Below are 17,459 nucleotides of genomic sequence, written 5' to 3'. Positions count from 1 at the left end.
GCGGGGACGTGGTCGGTGCGTGGCGCCCGCGTCGCGGGACCTGGCTGCGTGCCGGCCCGGCAGGCCGCGGCCGCGAAGGCCGCGGCGACCAGGCCGGTCGTGGTGAGCCGTCCGACGAGGAACACCGCCAGGTCGGCCAGGTTTGCCAGACTCCCGTCCGTCACCGCGGCTTCGACACCGCCCGAGTGGGCGTGACCTCCCGTGGGCATCCGGCCGTCCGCGAGGACCAGCAGCGTCGCCCGCCGTCCGGATCGCCCGGTCGGACCAGCCTCGTCCCCGGTCCCGCCGTCCCGTGCGATATCGCCCTCACCTGCGATATCGCTGTCACACGAGGCTCCGCCGTCATGACCGGGTGTCGTGTGGTCGAAGTCCATCCGTCGTTCGGACGACAAGTCCGTCATGCTGCCCACCCTGGTGTGGAAGAGTTCGCCGCCGGCGGTCGATGCCGGATCACGCGAGCGCCGAATCATGCGAGCAAGGCCGGCGATGGCATCCCGTTCCGCGGGAGCCCTTCGGCGGACCCCGAAAGCGGATCCCGAAAGAGGTGGGAGATGCCTGGATCATGGTCTGGATCACGGTCGAGACGCGGACGCCCACGCGCCCGCGTGACCGGTGTGACGCTGGTGGCGGTCGCACTGTCTCCCGTTCTGACCTCCTGCGGCCAGGACCGGCCGCCCAAGCCCCGCTGCCAGGCCGGCTACTACGCCGAATGGGACGACGACGACCACGAGTGGGAGTGCGAACGCTCCGGATCCCACAGCAGGAGCGATCATAAGGACAGCCGCCGTCAGAACAGGAAGTAGCGCTGGGCCATTGGGAGTTCGCTCACCGGATCCGCCTCGATCGCCTCACCGTCCACCGTGACGGTGAACGTGTCCGGGTCCACCCGGATGTCCGGTGTCGCGGTGTTCTCGGGAAGATCCGTCTTGCCGCGGCGGCGCACATCCGCGACCGGCACCACCGGGGTGGCGAGCCCCAGCCGTCCGGGCAGCCCGTCCTCGATCGCCGCCGGGGCGACGAAGGCCAACGACGACGCGGCGGCCGGACCACGGGCGGCTCCCCACATCGGTCGGGGCAGCACCGGCTGCGGGGTCGGGATGGAGGCGTTCGCATCGCCCATCGCGGCCCAGGCGATGAACCCGCCCTTGAGGACCAGTGACGGCCGCACCCCGAAGAACGCTGGGTCGTACAGCACCAGGTCGGCGAGCTTGCCAGGCTCCACCGAGCCGATCTCTGCGTCCAGGCCGTGCGCCACCGCCGGGCAGATCGTGTACTTGGCGATGTAGCGCCGGGCCCGGGCGTTGTCGGCCCGATTGTCGCCGGCCAGGGACCCGCGCCGGAGCTTCATCACATGCGCGGTCTGCCAGGTACGCAGGACGACCTCGCCGATCCGGCCCATCGCCTGCGAGTCCGAACCGATCATCGAGATCGCGCCCAGGTCGTGCAGGATGTCCTCGGCGGCGATCGTCGACGGCCGGATCCGGCTCTCGGCGAAGGCCAGGTCCTCGGGCACGCTGGGGTTGAGATGGTGACAGACCATCAGCATGTCGAGGTGCTCGTCGAGGGTGTTAACGGTGTGCGGGCGGGTCGGATTCGTCGATGACGGCAGCACGTTGCCGGCGGCCGCGACCGTGATGATGTCCGGGGCGTGCCCGCCGCCGGCCCCCTCGGTGTGGTACGCATGGATCGCCCGGCCGGCGATGGCGGCCAGCGTGTCCTCGACGAAGCCGGCCTCGTTCAGGGTGTCGGAGTGCAGCGCAACCTGGACGCCGGCGGCGTCGGCGACCCGCAGGCAGGCGTCGATCGCGGCCGGCGTCGTCCCCCAGTCCTCGTGCAGCTTGAAGCCGGCCGCCCCGGCGCGCAGCTGTTCCCACATCGACTCGTCGCTGACCGTGTTGCCCTTGCCGAGCAGGACGACGTTGACCGGCCAGTCGTCCAGCGCGGACAGCATCCGCGCCAGGTTCCAGGATCCGGGCGTCACCGTCGTCGCCTTCGTGCCCTCGGCCGGGCCGGTGCCGCCGCCGATCAGCGTGGTGATGCCGGCGCCCAGCGCCTCCGGAACCTGCTGTGGGCAGATCAGATGGACGTGGCAGTCCACCGCGCCGGCGGTGAGGATCTTTCCGTTACCGGCGATGATCTCGGTGCCGGGCCCGATCACCAGGTCGGGATGGACGCCGTCCATCGTGTCCGGGTTGCCAGCCTTACCCAGTGCGACGATCCGGCCGTCGCGGATCCCGACGTCGGCCTTGACCACACCCCAGTGGTCGAGAACGACGGCACCGGTGATGACGAGGTCGGGCGCACCCTCGGCGCGGGTCGCCAGGGACTGTCCCATCGACTCACGGATGACCTTGCCGCCCCCGAAGACAGCCTCGTCGCCGGTCCCGGTGCCCGCCGGCCCGCGGCTGCGGTCCTCCGTTACCTCGATGAACAGGTCGGTGTCCGCGAGCCGGATACGGTCGCCGGCCGTGGGGCCGTACAGCGCCGCGTAGCGGGGGCGGTCGAGTCGGCTCACGAACCCTCTCCCTGAAAGCCTGGTATGTCCTCGATCGTCGCGGTGTCCGCAATCCGGGTGCCGCTCGCTGCGTCCAACGGGCCGGCCGATTCCGGCCGCAGGCCCGGCACGACCCGGGTGCCGGCCAGCGGCACCAGCTCGATCTCGCGTTCCACGCCGGGCTCGAAGCGGACCGCGGTGCCGGCGGGCACCGCGAGCCGGTGGCCCCAGGCACTAGCCCGGTCGAAGTCGAGAGCGGGGTTCGCCGCGGCGAAGTGGTAGTGCGAGCCGACCTGCACCGGCCGGTCGCCCGTGTTACGGACCAGCGCCGTGCGTACCGGGCGTCCGGCGTTGATCTCGACGGGATCGTCGCCGGTCAGGATCTCCCCGGGGATCACGGGATCGGCCGGTGGACGGTGACCAGCTTGGTGCCGTCCGGGAAGGTGGCTTCGACCTGCACCTCGCCGAGCATTTCCGGCACACCCTCCATGACGTCATCCCGGGTGAGCACGGTTCGCCCGGCGCTCATCAGGTCCGCGACGCTGCGACCGTCCCGCGCGCCCTCTAGCAGGAACGAGGTGATGATCGCGGTCGCTTCGGGATGGTTCAGCCGCAGCCCACGGGCTCGCCGTTCACGGGCGAGCCCGGCCGCCACATGGATCAGCAGTCGTTCCTGTTCATGGGGGCTCAGCAGCACGAATGCGAAGCCTAGCAGGCCGGGGAATGCCGTCGGCCCGGTTCGGTTCGGCGCGGTCCACGACATGCCGGTGACGCTCCGGCCCCGATGCTCGTCGGGCATATCGGGGTGCAATGTGACGGTCAGGTGAACGGCGACACTCCCGAAACCCAAGAAAAGTTTCGTCCAGGTTTCCGTCCCGATATTGCCGGGGACGCCGCGGGAGTGTGGTTCCGTCAACAGCAAGAATGGAGTTACTGGTAATTCATCCGGGCGCGATGGGACCGATACGCCTCCTTTCTAACGTCCGGGGAACCGCTCGGGCCGGTCGGACCGACCGGCAGGTGGGGGTGTGCCCGGAATGAGACTGACAGGGGTTCGGTTGCTCGCACTGGTCTTCGGGCGGCGCCGTGCCGCGGCCGGCATGATCGCCGGGATCGCCGTGTTCTTCCCGTCTCTGGTCAACATGGTGTTCCACCTGCGTTACCGGCCGGCTCCGGCGCATGGCGGGTAATGACACGTGGCAAACAACAATCACGCCATCGCCGCCCTCCCGGCGGGCGGTGCTGGTCCGCCGGCTCCGGGGGCACCCGGCTTGTTCTGGAGCAAAGGAAGTAATGGGGGTGATTTCGCCGTTGGTCATACGTGATCCCCTTCCGGGCGTGCCGCCATCGGGTGCAGCCTCGGTGCTGACTGGCAGACGAGAGGCCGCCATGAACGCCGAACGCTCCAGTTGGGGACTCCGGCTGATGACGGTGTCCGGACGGGCGCCCCAGCCGACCGTCTCCTCTGCCACGCCCCACCGATCGGCGTCTGCCACGCCCCACCGATCGGCGACCCCGGCCCGCACGGCGGCGTCGAACACGACCTCCTCCACCACCGCTCCTGCGGCTGACCCGCGTGATCCGGCGGCGGCTACTGGTCCGACCGGTCAGGTACCCGTGGTCGGCGCGGACCTGCTGCGTCCGTCCGAGGCACAGCTCGCTCGACTGCGTCGGGTTGCCGCGGGTGAGGAGGAGGCCGACCTCGTCGTACGCGGTGGGCTCGTCGTCGCCGTCCACAGCGGTGCCGTGGCCGCGCGGGACATCCTGATCGTGGGGTGCTACATCGCCGCGGTCACGAAGCCGGGAACGTTGGCGGGCCGGCGCTCGCTCGACGCCGCCGGCAGATTCGTCCTGCCGGCCTATGTCGACGCCGGCCTGCGCGTCGAGGAGACGCTGCTCACTCCGGGGGAACTGGCTCGCCTGATCGTCCCGCGGGGAACCGTCACTCTGGTGACCGACCCGGCCGTCCTGGTCGCGCTGGGCGGTCTGCGCGGTGTGGATCTGGTGACGGGATCCTTGACCCCGTTGCGGGTGCTGGTCCGAGCGGGGCAGGTTCCCGGGACCGGGGCGCCCGCCGCCCCGGTCGTCGAGGTGCCTCCGATACCGCCCGCCTCCGCGCTGACCGCGCTGTCCTCGGTAGGGGCGGCGCCCGTCAAGTCGTCCGCCACGGAGGCCGGCGGTCTGCTGCGGGCGGCCGACAGCGGGGCCGAGCCGGTCCGGGGCAGGGCCAGATCGGTCGCGGAGCTCGCCACGGTCGGGCATCTCGATCACGACGTGCGACTTGCGGTCGGTCGGGGGATGGGCCAGATCGACGCCATCCGGCGGTTCTCCCTGCTCCCCGCCCGCAGGCACGATCTGGAACCCACCCTGGGGTCGATCGCGCCCACCCGCTTCGCCGATCTCCAGGTCGTCTCCTCCCTGGCCGGAACCGCGCCGCCCGATGTGGTGGTGGCGGGTGGCCGGATTGCCGCGGAATGCGGCCGACCCCTGTTCGACAACCTCGACATCTCGCCCGCCTGGGCCACCGGCCGGACACGACTCCCGGCGAACCTGCACGCCGGCTCCTTCACATCCCCCGGCCTGCGACGGTCCCACCGGCAAGATGCCAGTGTGGTCGTGGTGAGCGTCGATCCCCCTCGCGACCCGGGGACGGCGCCGCCCGTCGATGGATCAGCGCGGGCGTTGCGGATGACCGGGACGGGTCAGGTCTCCGACCTCTCCCGCCCGCGTGGGCTCCGTACCGTGCGGGTGGAACCCACCCTGCGGGACGGCTGGGCGGTGGCCGATCCGTCCCGGGACCTTCTCAAGATCGCAATTTTCGGTCGGGACGGCTCCTCGGACGAGATCGACGTCGGGATGCTCCGCGGGTGCGGGCTGACCCGGGGCGCGCTCGCGGTCACGACGGCGGAGCCGCCGGGGCATCTGATCGTCGTCGGGGCACGGGACGACGACATGGTGACCGCCGCCCGGGCCCTCGAGGGCATGGGCGGGGGCTATGTGGTGGTCGACCAGGGCTGGGTGCGGGCGGCGTGCGCGCTGCCCCTGCTCGGGGTGATGAGTGACGCGCCCTGGGAGGCGGTGCTGGGAGAGCTGGCCGCGGTGGACACGGCTGCAGCCGATCTCGGCTGCCGGCTGCCGTTCCCGCTGCGCACGCTGGCCGGATGGGGCTGCGCCCTCTACACCCGGCCCTGACATGTCCACCTCAAACCTGTCGCCTCCCTCTCCGCAGTTCGTGCCAGCATCGGTAAGGTAACGCTGGGTGACGGTGGGGGTGTCGGCCTGGGTCGGTGCGGGTGGAAGCTGGCGATAACGCAGGTGAGATAGCGCAGGTGAGGTGATGAACGCCGCCGCCAAGCAAGATCAGAACTACGTCACTGAGCGTCCGTCTCGATGAACATCCACGTAACCTTCCGCCGTTATGGTCGGTTCTCATGCAGCGTTCGTCCGCCTGCCTGCCCGACCCCCGGACCGCCGGCCGGCTTCCCGCGTCGTCCCCTCCCGTGCTTCCTCCCACTGGTCGGACCACTGGTCGGATCGGGCGGGGGAGGCCGCTGTGACGACTAGCGGTGCGACGGCCGTCATGTTCCGTCCACGCACGGTCGGGGAGGCAGTGGAGATGCTGGCCACCGCCCGTGACGCCGGCAGGGCGGTCGATCTGCTGGGCGGCGGCACCGATCTCGTCCCCGCACTCCGGTCCGGCGAGCGTCGGCCGGGGGCGGTAGTCGCCCTGCGCCGGGTTCTGGAACTGCGGGTCCGCGGCGCCGGGGCGGACTCGCTCACCGTCGGCGCGGGCGTGACTTACACCGACCTCGCGGGCTGGTCACTGTCGCCTGGCCTCGCCCTCGCCGCCCGGGTGGTCGGTTCCGCGCAGATCCGCAACCTCGGCACGGTCGGTGGCGCGCTGGGCTCGGCACGTCCCACCGGTGACCTGCTCACCTTCCTCACCGCCGCGGACGCCGAGATCCTCGTGGCCTCGCCGCGCGGACCCGGCCGGATGACACTGCCCGCGTTCCTCGCCGACGGGCTCGCCCCCGACGCCCTGGTCACCGCGGTAAGGCTGCCGCGGCCGGCCGGACCGCAGAGCTATCTCAAGATCGGGGGCAGGCAGGCCGCCTACCAGGCGTTGGTGTCGTGCGCCGTCCTCGTTGACCGGATGCGCCATCGACTGGCCTGCGCGGTCGGGGGGGTGGGTCGGCTGCCGATCCGGATGACCGTCGCCGAGCGGTTCGCACACGACGAGGTGGACTGGTCCGCAGGGGCTGCGTCCTCGTCGGCGGCCCGCCGGTTCGGTGAGCTGGTGAGCGAGGCGGTCTCGCGGGCCGGGCCGGAGCTCGCGGCGGGTCCGCGGGTCTCCGCCGACTACCGCCGGCATGCTGCCGGTGTGCTGGCCGCCCGGGCGTTCACCCGATGCCTGGAGGCCGCGGGGGCGCCGGTGGACCCTGGAGCCGAGCGGGACGCCCGGCCATGACCGCCCGTTTCGCGGGGGAGGTCCCGGCCGGACCGCCGGCCGGGTCGTCCTGGCCGGACGACGGTGTCGTCGCGCCGTATCACCTCCATGTCGACGGCTTCCTGCACACGGTGGCCGGCGCCTGGATCGGGGACTCCCTGCTCACCGTCCTGCGGGACGTCATCGGGGTGACCTCGGTGAAGGACGCGTGCGAGCAGGGGCGCTGCGGTGCCTGCTCCGTTCTCCTGGACGGCCGGTTGGTGGCGTCCTGCACGGTGCTCGCCGCGGACGCCGACGACGCCCAGGTGATCACCGTTACCGGTCTGAGGACGGCGGGACCCGCCAGGGCCGTGCGGGCGGCGTTCCTCGAGGAGGGTGCCGTGCAGTGCGGCTTCTGCACCCCAGGGTTCGTGGTCGCGGTGACGGACCTGCTCACCCGGCGGCCGGGTGCGGACGAGGAGGAGATCAGGGAATCGTTGGCCGGCAACATCTGCCGGTGCACCGGTTACGGCCGGATACTCGCTGCCATCAGAACAGTGCAGGCTGAGCGGGGCACCCTGCCTTCGGGGGATACACCTGCTTCGCCCCGCCGGGGGGTGGGCCGATGAGTCCGGGGATCGGTCGTCCGGTGCGTCGTCCGGACGGGCCGGACAAGGTGACCGGTAGCTTCTCCTACGTTGGTGATCTGCGTGTTCCGGGGATGGTGCACGCCCGCACCCTGCGATCGCCCCATGCCCGGGCGCGGATCCGGCGCGTCGACGTCGACGCCGCGCGCCGGCTGCCCGGCGTCGTGGGGGTGGTGACCGCCGCCGACGTCCCCGGCACGGCCACCTACGGGCTGATCGTCGCCGACCAGCCGGTGTTCGCCGCGACCGAGGTCCGGTACGCGGGGGAACCGGTCGCCGCCGTGGCCGCGGTCGACGTCCGGACCGCGCGCCGGGCGCTCGCCGCGATCGAGGTGGGCTACGAGCCGCTGGCACCTTCGACCGACCCCGACCGGGTATGGCAGCCGGATGCCGAGCCGCTGCATCCGGCGGGCAACCTGTACCGCGAGATCGAGCTGCGCCACGGCGATCCCGACGCGCTCGGCCCGGTGGTGGTCGAGGACCACTACCTCGTCGGGATGCAGGACCAGGCGTTTCTCGCTCCTGAGGCGGCCCTGGCGATGCCGGCCGCCGATGGTGGGGTGGACATGCGGGTGGCGACCCAGTGGCTGCATTCGGACCGGGAGCAGATTGCGGCCTGCCTCGGTCTCCCGGAGGAGCTCGTCCGGCTCACCCTGGCCGGTGTGGGGGGTGCCTTCGGCGGCCGGGAGGACGTCACCCTTCAGATCCACGGCGCCCTGCTCGCCCGGGTTACGGGGCTTCCGGTGCGGATCGCTTACGACCGGGTCGAGTCCTTCCTGGGCCATCCGCACCGGCATCCGGCCCGGATGTGGTTCCAGCACAGCGCCACCACCGACGGGGGCCTGGTCAGCGTGCGGGCGCGGCTGGTGCTGGACGGCGGTGCCTACGCGTCGTCCTCGCCGGCGGTGCTGGCGAACGCGGTCACCCATGCCGCGGGTCCGTACCGGGTCCCGAACGCCCACCTGCACGGAGTCGTCGTGCGGACGAACAACCCCCCGTGCGGCGCCATGCGGGGGTTCGGGGTGCCGCAGGTGACCATCGGTCACGAGGCCCAGATGGATCGGCTGGCCGACGCCCTCGGCATGGATCCGGTGGGCCTGCGCGTCCGCAATGCCGTCCGACCGGGGGATGTGCTGCCCACCGGTCAGGTGATGGGCGCACCGCTGCCGGCGCGGGAGGTCATCGAGGCGGTGGCCTCGCGTCCGCTCCCGCCGGCGATGCCGGCGAATGTCGCGGTGACCGCGTTGCCCGGCGGCCGACCGGCCGCGGCCGAACCGGGCCGGGTCCGTCGGGGGGTCGGCTACGCCCTGGCCTACAAGAACCTGCTCTTCTCGGAGGGCATGGACGACTCCTCCGTCGCCCGTGCCCGCCTGGAGCTGGCTGAAGACGGAACGGTGCGGGCCCGGCTGCACAGCGCGTGTGCCGAGGTGGGCCAGGGATTCGTGACGATCGCGGGGCAGATCGCCCGCACCGAGCTCGGCGTCGAACAGGTTGTGCTGGCGCCTGCGGACACCGCGGTCGGCAGTGCCGGATCGACCAGCGCGTCCCGGCAGACCTGGATGAGCGGAGGCGCCGTGCGCGGAGCCTGCGCCGCGGTCGCCGATCGCCTGCTCGCCCGGGTCGCCCGCACCGTGGGACTGCCCGCGGAGGTCGTCGAGGCACCTCGACGGACGCTGACCATCAACGCCGGGGAGATCGTCGGGGTGGAGGCCGGGCTGCGGGTCCCGCTCGCCGAGGCGCTGGCCGACGGGCCGATTGAAGCGGAGTACACCTTCCACCACCGGCGTACCTCCGCGCTGGACGCCGACGGACAGGGCGATCCGCACGTGGCCTTCGCCGCCGCGGCGCACCGCGCGGTCGTCGATGTCGATGTGGACCTCGGTCTCGTGCGGGTTGTGTCGATGGCGCTGGCCCAGGACTGCGGTACGGTGCTCAACCCCCTGGCGCTGCGTGGTCAGGTCGAGGGGGGCACTGCCCAGGGGCTGGGCCTCGCCGTCATGGAGGAGCTGGTCACGGTGGACGGGGTGGTGGTCAACCCCACGTTTCACGACTATCTGCTGCCGACCATCGCCGACGTCCCGGACCTCGACTTCGTCGCCGTCACCCATCCGCAGCCGGATGCGCCCTACGGGGTGAAGGGCGTGGGGGAGGCGCCTACCTGTACCGCGACCCCGGCGATCATCGCGGCGATCCGGGCCGCCGTCGGACGGGACCTGCGGCGCGTTCCGGTGCGACCCGAGGACCTCGTCACCATCCCCCCGACGACCATCCCCCCGACGACCGGGCCCCCGACGACGCCGGGACAAGGTGTTCCGGCGGCATGAACGAGCCCACCGCGGACGTCCTGCCGGAGCGGCCACAGGTGCTACGGTCACGGCGGGTCGTGCTGCCCGGGGGCGAGCGCCCGGCAGCCGTGCACGTCGCGGGCGGCCGGATCACCGCGATCACCGCCGCGGACGAGACCCCTCCCGGGACCCTGGTCACGGACCTCGGCAACCTGGCTCTGCTTCCCGGCGTGGTCGACTCCCATGTGCACATCAACGAACCGGGGCGGACCGAGTGGGAGGGGTTCGCGACCGCGACCCGGGCCGCCGCGGCCGGCGGTGTCACCGCGATCATCGACATGCCGCTGAACTCTGTTCCGCCGACGACCTCGCTCGCCGCGCTGGCCGCCAAACGCGCGGTGGCGGCCGGCCAGGTTGCCGTTGACGTCGGCTTCTGGGGCGGCATCATCGGTGCCGACGCCCGCAACCTCGATGATCTGGCCGCCCTGCACGGCGCCGGGGTCTTCGGATTCAAGGCCTTCCTGGCCCCGTCGGGGGTCGAGGAGTTCCCGCACGTCTCGATGGACGTCCTCGGGGCCGCCGCCCGGCGTACCGCCCGGATGGGGGCCCTCACCGTCGTGCACGCCGAGGCGCCCTCCGTTCTCGCCGTGGCACCTCCCACCGTGGGGCGGGCCTTCGCCAGCTGGTTGGCGTCGCGCCCGCCGGCCGCGGAGACCGAGGCCGTGGCCGCGCTGGCGGCGCTGTCCGCCGCCACCGGTGCCCGCCTGCACGTGCTGCATCTGGCGGCGGCCGATGCCCTCGACGACGTGCTCGCGGCGCGGGACGCGGGGTTGCCGATGACCGTGGAGACGTGCCCGCACTACCTGACCTTCACGGCCGAGGAGGTCCCCGACGGAGCCACCGTCTTCAAGTGCGCACCTCCCATCCGGGACAGCAGGAATCTGGACCGGTTGTGGGACGGGGTGTCCCAGGGCCTGTTCGCCGGGATCGTCACTGATCATTCGCCGTCCACTCCCGCGTTGAAGCAGCTCGACACCGGTGATTTCGCGGCGGCGTGGGGTGGCATCGCGTCTGTCCAGATCGGGCTACCCGCGGTCTGGACTCAGGCCCGGGCGCGGGGGCACACCCTCACCGACGTCGTCGGTTGGATGTGCGCCGGACCGGCCGACCTGGTAGGACTGGCCGGCAAGGGGCGCATCGCGATCGGCGCCGACGCCGATCTGGTGGTCTTTGACCCGGATGCGTCGTTCCTGGTGGAGCCCTCGATGCTGCGGCATCGCCACCCGCTCACCCCCTATGCCGGACGCGTGTTGAACGGGGTGGTGCGGGCGACCTATCTGCGGGGGTGGCGAGCGGACGGGGATCGTCCCCCGCGGGGGCGGCTATTAGAGAGGTAGGCATTACCCGGCCGGGCCACGGGACCGTCCGGCGTACCGGAGCCCTCCCCACGGATGTGATCCGATGCACCCACCGACGCGGACCATGCCCGAGGGAGCAGGCCCGAAGTACGCTTTGCGCCCCGCTAACACGTCGTCCCGTCCGACCTGATCCGGTCCGCACGGTGGTGACGGGCCGTGCGGCCACCCGACGACACGTGAACGGCCCGGTTTCGTACGGCCGGTTGACCCCATGGAAGGACCCGATGAGCGACGCGCCCGACCTGACGAATCTTGTCGATCTCGCGGCGGCCCGTTTCGGCGGTACGGTCGTGGCCGTCAACGACGAGTTCTTCGCGTTCGCCGAACGGATGCTGCTGCCCGAACCGCCGATCGTGCGGCCGGGCGTGTTCACCGAACGGGGCCAGTGGACCGACGGTTGGGAGACCCGTCGGCGGCGGGATCTTCCCGGATCCGACTGGGCCATCATCCGGTTGGGCTCACCCGGCATCGCCCACGCGGTGACCGTGGACACCACCCACTTCACCGGCAACGCTCCCGGGGCCGTCGAGGTGCACGGCGCCACCCTGCCCGGGTATCCCTCCGCGGCGGAGGTCGCCGAGGAGCCCGTGGCCTGGGTCCCGCTGGTGCCGCGGACGCCGATCGCGCCGGACGCGGTCAACGTGTTGCCGGTGGCTGATCAGGGCCGGACCCGCATCACCCATCTGCGCCTGACCATCCACCCGGATGGCGGAGTCGCCCGGCTGCGCGTGCATGGCACGGTGGTGCCGGATCCCCGGATGTTCGACCGGGTCACCTCCGATCTCGCCGCCGCCTACCTGGGCGGCGTCGTGGTGGCCGCCAGCGACATGCACTACGGTGACCGCCACAACCTGAACGCCTCGGGTGAGGCCCGGGCGATGGGGGAGGGCTGGGAGACCCGGCGGCGCCGTGGGGACGGCCACGACTGGGCGGTGGTCCGGCTCGCGACGCAGGGCACGATCGTGCGGGCCGAGGTCGACACCCGGCACTTCCGCGGCAACGCGCCCCGGGCGGTGGCCCTCTGGGCGGCGGACAACCCCGACCTTCTTGATCCCGACGACGTCACTGCGATCACCGAGTGGTACCCGATGCTGCCGCGGACCCGGGTGCAGCCGAACACCCGTCACCTTTTCGACCTCGAGGTCCCGATCCAGGCCACCCACGTGCGGGTCGACGCGATACCCGACGGCGGGCTGGCGAGGCTGCGGCTCACCGGCGCTCCGACGCCCGTCGGGCGGGAGGCGCTCGCGATGCGCTGGTTCGACGCGTTGTCCCCGGACGCGGCTCGCGAGGAGCTGCTGGCCTGCTGCGAGTCCGAGGACTGGGCCGCGGCCGTGGCGGCCCGTCGGCCCTTCGGGACCCTCGCGGCCCTGCTGCCGGCCGCTGAGCAGGAATGGTGGAACCTGCCCGAATCGGCCTGGCTGGAGGCGTTCACCGCGCATCCCCGGATCGGGGAGCGCCCGGCCCACACGCCCGCCCCGCCCACCACGGCGAGAGCGACCGTGGTGTCCCTCGACGCCCCCCGACGGGAGCAGGCGGCGATGGACCGGGCAACGGCGGAGCTCAGGGCGGCCTTCGAGCAGGGGAACGCGGCCTACGAGGAGCGCTTCGGCTACATCTTCCTGGTCCGAGCGGCGGGCCGCGACGCGGAGGAGATGCTCGCCCTGCTACGGGCACGGCTGGACAACGATCCCGCGGACGAGCTGCGCATCGCGGCCGGTCAGCAGGCCGAGATCACGGCCCTGCGCATCCGGCGCCTGATCACCGGCGCCTGATCACCGGCGCCTGATCACCGGCGCCTGATCACCGGCGCCTAGGCCGAACGACCGTGGCGCAATACTGCTTATCCTCGCTTCATCCTCGCTGCCAGGCGGTGATGAGTTCGGCTGGGCCGTAGGATGCGGCGAGACCGGTGGCCGCACCCCCGCTGCGACTGATGGCGACCAATGGCAGCGGAAGGTTCGTGAGCGCCGCCCGGTGTTTCTGCAATGCCGCCAAGTCGCGGTCATCGAACGGTGCGCGTTCCAGCCATTTGACAGAGCCGAGGAAGTACAGCTCCTTGGCGACCGGTTCCCGGTCGGCGCCGACGACGTCGATCTCGACGGTGTTGGAGCGGTTCCAGTAGGCGCCGACGGCCGGGGCCGACGGCAGCACCGCGTCCGGGAGCAGGCGGGCGAGGGACTGACGCAGCAGCGGTTCTATCGCTCGGCCGCGCCAACTCGTCCATCCCGCCCTGATCCGACTGACGGTGAGGTCTCCGCGCAGGCGCTCGATCTCGGGCAGATATGGGCCGACGAACCGCAGCCAGAACCTCAGATACGGATCGGTGACCCGGTACCGGCGCTCTTTCGACGGCCGTGTCGAAAGAGGTAGCTCCCCCACCACCATCAGTTTGGCGGCCAGCACCTCGATCGACCGGGTCAGACTGGTATGCGCGAGCCCTCCAGCGGCGCGGGCAATGTTGGTGAACGTCCGTTCGCCGCTGCCGATCGCCGAGAGCACGCCCCTGGCATTGGCCGAGTCGGGGAACTCCGCGGCCAGGGACCGCTCCGCCGACACCAGCAGCGCCGACACCGGGTTCGACAACTCCGCGTTAAGGAACTCCCACAGGTCGTCACCCGCCGCCAGGAGGCGCAGATTAGCGGCAGACCCCCGGTCACCAGCGCGGCGTCGAACGCCTCCGCTGGGCCCAGGCCGAGCATCTCTCCCACCTCCGCCGGATTGAGCGGCCCTAGGACCAGCTCCTGCCCGCGCTGGTGAAACGGTCGGCTGTACGAACTCAAGGCCTCCATCATCGACAGGTCCGAACCGATCAGCACCAGCAGGACGGGCCGCCGGCTCAGTTCCCGGTCCCAGGCACGCTGCAGCACACCCTCGAACGCGTCGCCCCGTTCCATCAGGTACGGAACCTCGTCGATCACGACCACACTGGGCCGGTCCTCCGGCACGGTCGATCAGGAGCGGTGTGGCGGGATGGTCAGCCCGGGTGGTGGGATGGTCGAGGCCCGGACCCGGGCCGCGGCGACCGAGGACGCGACCGAGGAGGCGTGGTGAGCCTGTCCACCCATGTCCTGGACACGGCCACGGGGCGGCCAGCCGCCGGCCTGCCGCTCCGGTTGGAACGGGCGGTGCGCACCCTTGACGGCACGACCACGGGCTGGATCGCGGTCACCAAGGCCGTCACCGACGACGACGGCCGGGTAGCCGATCTGCCGGCGACCATCCCAGGCCCCTGGCGGCTCGTCTTCGACACCGCGAGCCGCTCGGCGTTCTTTCCCGAGGTGACCATCGCGTTCGTGATCGAGGACCCGGCGGATCATCATCACGTCCCGTTGCTGCTCGCTCCGTTCGGTTATTCGACCTATCGGGGGAGCTGACCGCCCTGGATGGCTGGGTGTCGTCAACCCGCGGCGACCGGTCTGCCGCCGAAGCGGTCGACGGTCACCCGGTCGAGACCAGCCGCGGTCAGGCTCGCGTCGTCCAGCAGGCCGGCGTCGAGCGCCCGCAGGACGTGCCCGGCGAGCGCGCGGCCGGTGGCCGGCTCGTCGGCGACCGCTCCCGGATGCCGGGCGGTGGCGTACGCGGTGGCGTAGGAGGAAAGCCGGCCCAGCGCCTCGTCGAGCCCGGCCAGCAGGCAGCCGGCCACCGCCGCGTGCCGGCTCACCAACTGACCCGGATGCAGATCCCAGCCCTGGTAGATGCCCCGGTACCAGGCGCGGCGCACCAGCTCGGCGTGTCGCCGCCACGCCCGGTGGACACCTCGGCCCGCCGTGTCCTCGACAGACGCGGTGCCCTCCGTAGCTGCGGTGCCCTCCGTCGCGTCCGTCGGGCTCTCGATCGGCAGCAGGTTCGAGGACCCGTCCGCGACCCGGATTCCGGTGCCGGCGGTGACGAGCTGCATCAGCGTAGTGGCGTACTCCACCGCCGGATGGTCGCTGGCCTGGTGTGCGGCGGTGATGCCGAGAGCCGCCGAGTAGTCGTAGGTGCCGACGTGCAGTCCGACGAGGCGTCCTGGGCCCAGCGCAAGACCGGTCTCGACCAGCGCCGGCAGGGCGAGAACCGCGGCCGGGGTCTCCACCTGCACCTCGAAGGGCACCGGGGCGATGTCGAGGCGTTGCTCCAGTTCGGCGAGCAGATCGGCGAAGACCGCGACCTGCGCGGCGGCGCTCACCTTGGGCAGGGTCAGCACCAACCCGGCGGGTGGGCCGTCGTCACCGGCCAGCGCTGTGAGGAAAAGGTCCAGGCTGCGCAGTCCCCGGTCCCGGACGGCCGGGTCCAGCGACTTCATCCGCAGGCCGTAGGACGCGGGCAGGGCGTCCGCCGCCGCGGCGGCGCGCAGGGCGACGGCCGCCGCGACGGCGTCGGCGTCCTCGGTGTCGTCCATCCGGACGCCGTAGCCGTCCTCCAGGTCGATCCGCAGATCCTGCACCGGTTCAACGGTCAGCGCGTGCAGCACGTGTGCGTGGACCGGTTCGGCGATGACCGGGTCCGGGTCGCCCCCGGTGGCGGCGGCGAGCCTGGCCGGGTCGGTGCCGTGGGCGGCCAGGAGCTCCCGGGCCGCCTCCCCCCAGACCAGCACGATGTCCGGGCGCATCCGGTCGGCGGGCAGGTAGCAGGTGTGCACCGGCTGACGGGTTCCCGGATCACCGGGATGACGAGCGATGACCGCCGTATCGATCGGTGCGAGCGCGGCGGTCAGACGGGCGACGACATCGGTCGGCAACGTCGGCATGCCCCCAGTGTCGGCCTCACGTACACCGCCGGATACCTCCCTCGGCGGGATGCCCCTGCCGGCGTGGGTCCTGCCGGCGTGGGCCCTGTCCGCGTGGGCCCTGTCCATGCCGGCTTGTCGTGGTCAGCGGCCGCGGTCGGTCCCGGCCCGGTCGATCAGGGGGGCGAGGCCGTCGAGGACCCGGTCGAGTCCGAAGCGGTAGGCGTGGTCGGGTTCGTGGGCGCTGCCGTGCGCGCTGCCCGCCGCGGTGCCGACCCGGGTGGCGAGTGGATAGGCCCGCGGATCGAGCACCCGGGCCAGCAGGGGGCCGGCGCTGTTCCACCACTGCTCGTCGTCCAGGCCGCCCTCGCGCTGCGCGGCGCCCGCATCGATCGTGGCTCGCGCGTTCGCCTGGACGAAGGACAGCAGATAGGCCAGGCAGTCATCCATCTCGACGTCGGTGAGCCCGAGGCCGTCGAGGGCGACGAGCTCGTGCTCGTACTTGCCGATGGAGCCGGGGCCGAGCGCAGGCCGCAGGGTGGAGACGGTGGCCGCCCAGGGATGGGCGTCGAACAACGCCCGGTTCTCGTGCGCGACCGCGCTCAGGCGTAGCCGCCAGGGCAGGCCGGCGGTGTCGGCACGCTCCATCCGCGCATGCACCGTGTCGAGCATCAGGTCGAGCAGTTCGGCCTTGCCGGGGACGTAGGTGTACAGCGTCATCGGGACGACTCCGAGGGTCTGGGCCATCCGGCGCATGGTCACGGCCGCCAGGCCCTCGCGGTCCGCCAGGTCGATCGCCGCGTCCACCACGGCGTCCACGCTCAGCCCGCGGGCGGGACCGCGGTGGGGTGTGACCGGGGCCGCGGAGTCGCGCCACAGCAGCGCCAGGGTGCGGGCCGGGTCGCCGGTGCTGGTCCTCTCGCTGGGCACGCGACATCACTCTCATTCAATACTAAGTACAATGTACTATGTACAAGATCTACTGTGATCCGACCTGATCATTCCGTTGCCGTCATAACCGGGAGCGCGTTCGTGAGAATCACCTCCTCCGCCGTGTCGCTGAACGTCGACGACGTCGCCGCGTCCAGTGCCTTCCTCGCCGAGCACTTCGGCTTCCGGGAGGAGATGGCCGCCGACGGCTTCGCCTCCCTGACCCGCGACGACGCCGGTCTGAACGTCATCTTCCTGCGTCGCGGGCTGCCCACGCTGCCGGCGGGCCAGCGCGACGAGCGCGCGGCCGGACTCATCCTCGCCTTCGTTGTCGAGGACCTGGAGGGTGAACTGGCCCGTTTGCGGGACGAAGAGGTGACGATCACCATGCCGCTGACCGCCGAGGAGTGGGGTGAGCGAGCCTTCCAGGTCCGTGACCCCAACGGAGTGATCGTCCAGCTCGTCGACTGGAACGGTCCCCGTCCCGCGTAGCGCCACGGGTGCCACCACCGGGCCGGTTCAGGTCACCCGGTCGAGGCCGCCGCCGG

The 17,459-nt window shown here is 71.9% G+C and carries 16 protein-coding genes and 1 pseudogene; 10 read left to right on the top strand and 7 right to left on the bottom strand.

Translation table 11 applies throughout. The features are described from left to right. Nucleotides 1–401, bottom strand: a pseudogene (locus AC08OV_RS08300) (hypothetical protein); the annotation flags it as partial. Nucleotides 402–605: 204 nt separating this feature from the next. Between AC08OV_RS08300 and AC08OV_RS08295 the strand changes: the two are divergent. Beyond that, nucleotides 606–803 (top strand): hypothetical protein, encoded by a 198-nt coding sequence (locus tag AC08OV_RS08295; RefSeq protein ID WP_476614180.1) that lies wholly within the window; start codon nucleotides 606–608, stop codon nucleotides 801–803. On the opposite strand, the gene AC08OV_RS08290 is transcribed toward AC08OV_RS08295, so the two are convergent. From AC08OV_RS08290 to AC08OV_RS08280, 3 genes are read right to left on the bottom strand one after another with little or no spacing between them, the layout of a single operon-like run. Then, nucleotides 788–2,515, bottom strand: a complete 1,728-nt coding sequence (locus AC08OV_RS08290; RefSeq protein WP_476614181.1) for an urease subunit alpha — start codon at nucleotides 2,513–2,515, stop codon at nucleotides 788–790. The two genes, AC08OV_RS08295 and AC08OV_RS08290, sit on opposite strands and share 16 nt — an antisense overlap. Next, nucleotides 2,512–2,892 carry an urease subunit beta gene (locus AC08OV_RS08285; protein WP_476614182.1) on the bottom strand — a complete coding sequence of 127 codons (381 nt, stop codon included), beginning with the start codon at nucleotides 2,890–2,892 and terminating at the stop codon, nucleotides 2,512–2,514. Before AC08OV_RS08285 ends, AC08OV_RS08290 begins: the two co-directional genes overlap by 4 nt. Continuing rightward, nucleotides 2,889–3,191, bottom strand: coding sequence for an urease subunit gamma (locus AC08OV_RS08280; protein WP_476593365.1), 303 nt, complete (start codon nucleotides 3,189–3,191; stop codon nucleotides 2,889–2,891). Before AC08OV_RS08280 ends, AC08OV_RS08285 begins: the two co-directional genes overlap by 4 nt. Before the next feature lie 340 nt (nucleotides 3,192–3,531). Between AC08OV_RS08280 and AC08OV_RS08275 the strand changes: the two genes are divergently transcribed. The 7 genes from AC08OV_RS08275 to AC08OV_RS08245 all read left to right on the top strand — a co-directional run bounded on the left by AC08OV_RS08275 (nucleotide 3,532) and on the right by AC08OV_RS08245 (nucleotide 13,045). Then, nucleotides 3,532–3,684, top strand: a complete 153-nt coding sequence (locus tag AC08OV_RS08275; protein ID WP_476619505.1) for a hypothetical protein — start codon at nucleotides 3,532–3,534, stop codon at nucleotides 3,682–3,684. 199 nt (nucleotides 3,685–3,883) lie between these two features. Then, nucleotides 3,884–5,686, top strand: a complete 1,803-nt coding sequence (locus AC08OV_RS08270; protein ID WP_476619504.1) for an adenine deaminase C-terminal domain-containing protein — start codon at nucleotides 3,884–3,886, stop codon at nucleotides 5,684–5,686. A gap of 388 nt (nucleotides 5,687–6,074) precedes the next feature. After that, nucleotides 6,075–6,962, top strand: coding sequence for an FAD binding domain-containing protein (locus tag AC08OV_RS08265; RefSeq protein WP_476614188.1), 888 nt, complete (start codon nucleotides 6,075–6,077; stop codon nucleotides 6,960–6,962). Further along, nucleotides 6,959–7,549: a (2Fe-2S)-binding protein gene (locus tag AC08OV_RS08260; RefSeq protein ID WP_476614185.1), complete on the top strand. Its 591-nt coding sequence runs from the start codon at nucleotides 6,959–6,961 to the stop codon at nucleotides 7,547–7,549. The genes AC08OV_RS08265 and AC08OV_RS08260 overlap by 4 nt, the downstream gene beginning before the upstream one ends. Further along, nucleotides 7,546–9,891, top strand: a complete 2,346-nt coding sequence (pucD, locus tag AC08OV_RS08255; RefSeq protein ID WP_476619503.1) for a xanthine dehydrogenase subunit D — start codon at nucleotides 7,546–7,548, stop codon at nucleotides 9,889–9,891. The genes AC08OV_RS08260 and pucD overlap by 4 nt, the downstream gene beginning before the upstream one ends. Next, nucleotides 9,888–11,249: an allantoinase AllB gene (allB, locus tag AC08OV_RS08250; protein ID WP_476614189.1), complete on the top strand. Its 1,362-nt coding sequence runs from the start codon at nucleotides 9,888–9,890 to the stop codon at nucleotides 11,247–11,249. Before pucD ends, allB begins: the two co-directional genes overlap by 4 nt. Nucleotides 11,250–11,494: 245 nt before the next feature. Then, nucleotides 11,495–13,045 carry an allantoicase gene (locus tag AC08OV_RS08245; RefSeq protein ID WP_476619502.1) on the top strand — a complete coding sequence of 517 codons (1,551 nt, stop codon included), beginning with the start codon at nucleotides 11,495–11,497 and terminating at the stop codon, nucleotides 13,043–13,045. A 79-nt stretch (nucleotides 13,046–13,124) separates the two neighbouring features. On the opposite strand, the gene AC08OV_RS08240 is transcribed toward AC08OV_RS08245, so the two are convergent. After that, a complete protein-coding gene (locus AC08OV_RS08240) occupies nucleotides 13,125–13,844 on the bottom strand; it encodes a DUF234 domain-containing protein (RefSeq protein WP_476615346.1) in 720 nt (239 codons plus the stop codon). Between the two features lie 476 nt (nucleotides 13,845–14,320). On the opposite strand from AC08OV_RS08240, the gene uraH reads away from it, so the two are divergent. Further along, entirely contained in the window at nucleotides 14,321–14,647 is a 327-nt protein-coding gene (uraH, locus tag AC08OV_RS08235) for a hydroxyisourate hydrolase (RefSeq protein WP_476592228.1), read from the top strand. Between the two features lie 23 nt (nucleotides 14,648–14,670). Here the strand turns inward: uraH and AC08OV_RS08230 are convergent, their stop codons facing one another. Both AC08OV_RS08230 and AC08OV_RS08225 read right to left on the bottom strand, forming a co-directional pair. Next, nucleotides 14,671–16,002 (bottom strand): DUF6986 family protein, encoded by a 1,332-nt coding sequence (locus tag AC08OV_RS08230; RefSeq protein ID WP_476615347.1) that lies wholly within the window; start codon nucleotides 16,000–16,002, stop codon nucleotides 14,671–14,673. Between the two features lie 123 nt (nucleotides 16,003–16,125). Next, nucleotides 16,126–16,911, bottom strand: coding sequence for a TetR/AcrR family transcriptional regulator (locus AC08OV_RS08225; RefSeq protein WP_476615348.1), 786 nt, complete (start codon nucleotides 16,909–16,911; stop codon nucleotides 16,126–16,128). A gap of 102 nt (nucleotides 16,912–17,013) precedes the next feature. Here AC08OV_RS08225 and AC08OV_RS08220 point away from each other — a divergent pair, with 102 nt between their 5' ends. Then, entirely contained in the window at nucleotides 17,014–17,403 is a 390-nt protein-coding gene (locus tag AC08OV_RS08220) for a VOC family protein (protein ID WP_476615349.1), read from the top strand. Nucleotides 17,404–17,459: the final 56 nt, after the last annotated feature.

This window comes from Frankia sp. CeTa3Moorea (assembly GCF_978021225.1).
The sequence above is the reverse complement of the archived record's forward strand: the minus strand, read 5'-3'. Positions and strand labels throughout refer to the sequence as shown.